This is a genomic window from Mesorhizobium sp. M7A.F.Ca.ET.027.03.2.1 (assembly GCF_003999175.1).
In the GTDB taxonomy this organism is placed as follows: Bacteria; Pseudomonadota; Alphaproteobacteria; order Rhizobiales; family Rhizobiaceae; genus Mesorhizobium.
The window spans coordinates 1-2,569 of sequence record NZ_RZOM01000899.1; the positions used below are offsets into that span (position 1 = coordinate 1).

The following is a 2,569-nucleotide window of genomic DNA, read 5'->3' on the forward strand; positions in this document are numbered from 1 at the left end:
TAGGTGAGGTGCTCGAAGGCAATATAGTCGCCAGGCATGGTGAGCGCCGCGATCGCCGCCATCACCGCCGCATGGGTGCCGAGCGTGGGAACGATGGTGTCGGCATTCGGGCGAAACGAATTGCGCGCCAACCAGCGGGCGCCGGCTTCGTACCATCGGTCGGGGAAGTCCCGCGTGTAGCTCGAGATCTCATGCGGATGGTCCTGCGCCGTGCGCGACAGGACTCCGGCGACAATGTCGCCCTGGCCGATATCAGGTGCTGCGGTGCTGTCGAAACGCAGCTTGCCCTTAGGCGCATCGATATAGCGCGTGCCTTCGCCGCCGACGTCCGGAGCCGGAAAATCCGGCTTCGCGCGCTGGCCGAGCACATAGGTTCCACGCCCGACTTCGCCGCTCACCAGCCCACGCTCGCGCAGCAATTGATAGGCCCGGCCGACCGTGCCGACGGTGGTGCCGATGTCGTAGGCGAGGTCGCGCTGCGGCGGTAGCTTTGCGCCGGCAGCGATCACGCCCCGATCGATGTCCGTTTCGATGGAATCCGCCAGGCGCTGATACAGCGGCCCGGAGCCGGTGGTGAGATCGGGAAGCCAAGTTGTCATGGTGACAATTTTCTATATTGCACCGATAGATGAGTCAATACATACCAGTCGCGTGAAAAAAAGGGTACAATTTAGGACTTCGGCAGATAGAAAATGAATACAATCGCGACAATACGTCATTCGAGCGCTGCATTATCAGGCCAATCCACACGTCCATCGGCTCAGCGCGGTTTTGTCAGCCGTCTTGTGCGCGTGCTGAGGTCGATGGCAAGATGGATCGACAACCTGCTGGATCGCCGCCGCAGCCGGTTGGCGCTGCTGGAGATGACCGACGACCAGCTCAAGGATATCGGCGTCACGCGCTGCGACGCCCACCGCGAGGGCATCAGGCCGTTCTGGGACTGACTGTGACCCCAAAAGCGGGAACCGGGCTTTGGGAGATAATGGTCCTGGGAAATGCGGACAGGACGTCCGTACAGTTCTAACGGACGCTCGATGCCCTGGTGCGTGCAACGGCATGGTCCGCAAGGACGGCGACCACGCACAGCACGAGGAAAAGTCCGGTGATGGCTGCGGCTGAGATGACGACGCTGGTCGCGCCGTTCTTGGCGATGTCCAGGAAAGGGTAGGGCACCTCGCCGGCAAACGGCGCCCGCACCAGCGCATAGACCAGATAAGCGATGGGATAGATCACCCACCAGGAAATGTCGCTCCAGCGCGTCCTGCCGTCAGCGCCCGATATCAACCACCACAGCACGAACAGCACCGGCGTCACATAATGCAGCAGGACGTCGCAGAGCAGGAACAGGCCCTGCGGCTGCCAGAGCCGTGCCAGAACCGTGGCATAGACGATGAACACCAGCGCGATCGAAACCGCCACGCCCGCGCGCATTCGCGGCCCGGCGAAGGCGGGCAACCACGCATAGCCGGAGGGAGACAGCAGCGAGGTATGAACCAGCACCGCGCCGATGTTGGTCAGGATGGTGAAGAAGCTGAAGACGAAAATGATGGAGCCGAGCAGGCTGCGGCCGGCTTCCATCGACGCCGGAATGCTGATGCAGAACTGCAGGATGAGCCCGGCCAGACCGACGACCAGTCCCACAATCTGCAGGAACCGGCCCATGGGCTAGGCCGTCGCGGCGCAGGCCGGATTGCCGGCCTGCCAGCGCGCAATGTCGGAGCCGATGCGGGCGCCGAGCGGATCGTTCATCAGCGGTCCGAAGACGTCGACGCGGCTTGAATTGCCTTGCGCCTGCACGACCAGCAAAGGTTTGCCGCCATAGTGCTTGGCCGGCACCAGCAGGAAACGAGGCGTGCCGCTGAACGAATTCAGCTCATTGGCCATCTGATACGGTTTGAAGGCCGGGTCCTTGCTGGCAATCCAGCATTTGTGGGCAGCGATCGCCACTTGTTCCATGGCCAGCAGCGAGGCACTTTTGCCCGAAGGGACAGGCGTGCTCTTTGGCGTCGACTGGCAGGATGCCAGCACAAAGCCCGCCGCGGCGACCAGCGCGATCGTCTTGCGTCTGATCAAGCGGCACCCATCTCGAGTTCGGACAGAAAAATCTTCAAACCATCGGTCATCTCGCCCCACACACGCGACAATGCCGGATGTTGCGAGGCGATCTGCTGGTAGGCGTCGAATTTGGGATAGGCGTCGAGCAGGTCGTGGCGTCCCGTCATGGCGCGGAAATTGTTGAAGATGAACCGTGTCGGCGTCAGCCAGGCATCGGCGAAGCTGATGTCGTCGCCGAGTGCGAAGGGCCCTTGCGCCATGCGCGCCTCGATCGCCGCCAGTCCATGATGCAGGCGGGCAAATTGGGCGTCGATCTCGACATTGTTGCGCTTCGGCACGAAATGAAGCTCGAAAAGCTTCATCATCGGGGTCAGCACATCGAGATCGGTGATGCGGGCGAACATACGCACCAGCGCGCGATCCTTGGAATCGGGCGGCAGCAGCGCCGGTTCCGGAAACCGTTCCTCGAGATATTCGGCGATGACCACCGATTCGACGATCGTCTCGCCCGAGC

5 protein-coding genes are annotated in these 2,569 nt (G+C 62.2%); 1 reads left to right on the plus strand and 4 read right to left on the minus strand.

Translation table 11 applies throughout. The features are described from left to right. Window positions 1-599: GntR family transcriptional regulator (locus EN750_RS28650; protein WP_127398765.1), on the minus strand; the 599-nt coding region annotated here is incomplete at its 3' end. A gap of 204 nt (window positions 600-803) precedes the next feature. Between EN750_RS28650 and EN750_RS41035 the strand changes: the two genes are divergently transcribed. Beyond that, window positions 804-944, plus strand: coding sequence for a DUF1127 domain-containing protein (locus EN750_RS41035; RefSeq protein WP_245482838.1), 141 nt, complete (start codon window positions 804-806; stop codon window positions 942-944). 76 nt (window positions 945-1,020) lie between these two features. Here EN750_RS41035 and EN750_RS28660 read toward each other — a convergent pair whose 3' ends face one another. The 3 genes from EN750_RS28660 to EN750_RS28670 all read right to left on the minus strand — a co-directional run. After that, window positions 1,021-1,662: a Pr6Pr family membrane protein gene (locus EN750_RS28660; protein ID WP_127398767.1), complete on the minus strand. Its 642-nt coding sequence runs from the start codon at window positions 1,660-1,662 to the stop codon at window positions 1,021-1,023. Between the two features lie 3 nt (window positions 1,663-1,665). After that, window positions 1,666-2,073, minus strand: coding sequence for a hypothetical protein (locus tag EN750_RS28665; protein ID WP_127398768.1), 408 nt, complete (start codon window positions 2,071-2,073; stop codon window positions 1,666-1,668). Next, a partial coding sequence (locus EN750_RS28670; RefSeq protein ID WP_145967994.1) for a glutathione S-transferase family protein occupies window positions 2,070-2,569 on the minus strand: 500 nt, incomplete at its 5' end. The genes EN750_RS28665 and EN750_RS28670, both read right to left, overlap by 4 nt.

What these genes read in the sequence shown, in the direction of transcription:
- EN750_RS41035 (WP_245482838.1), top strand. Translation starts at nt 804, where the DNA reads ATGGCAAGATGGATCGACAACCTGCTGGATCGCCGCCGCAGCCGGTTG.
- EN750_RS28660 (WP_127398767.1), bottom strand. Translation starts at nt 1,662, where the DNA reads ATGGGCCGGTTCCTGCAGATTGTGGGACTGGTCGTCGGTCTGGCCGGG.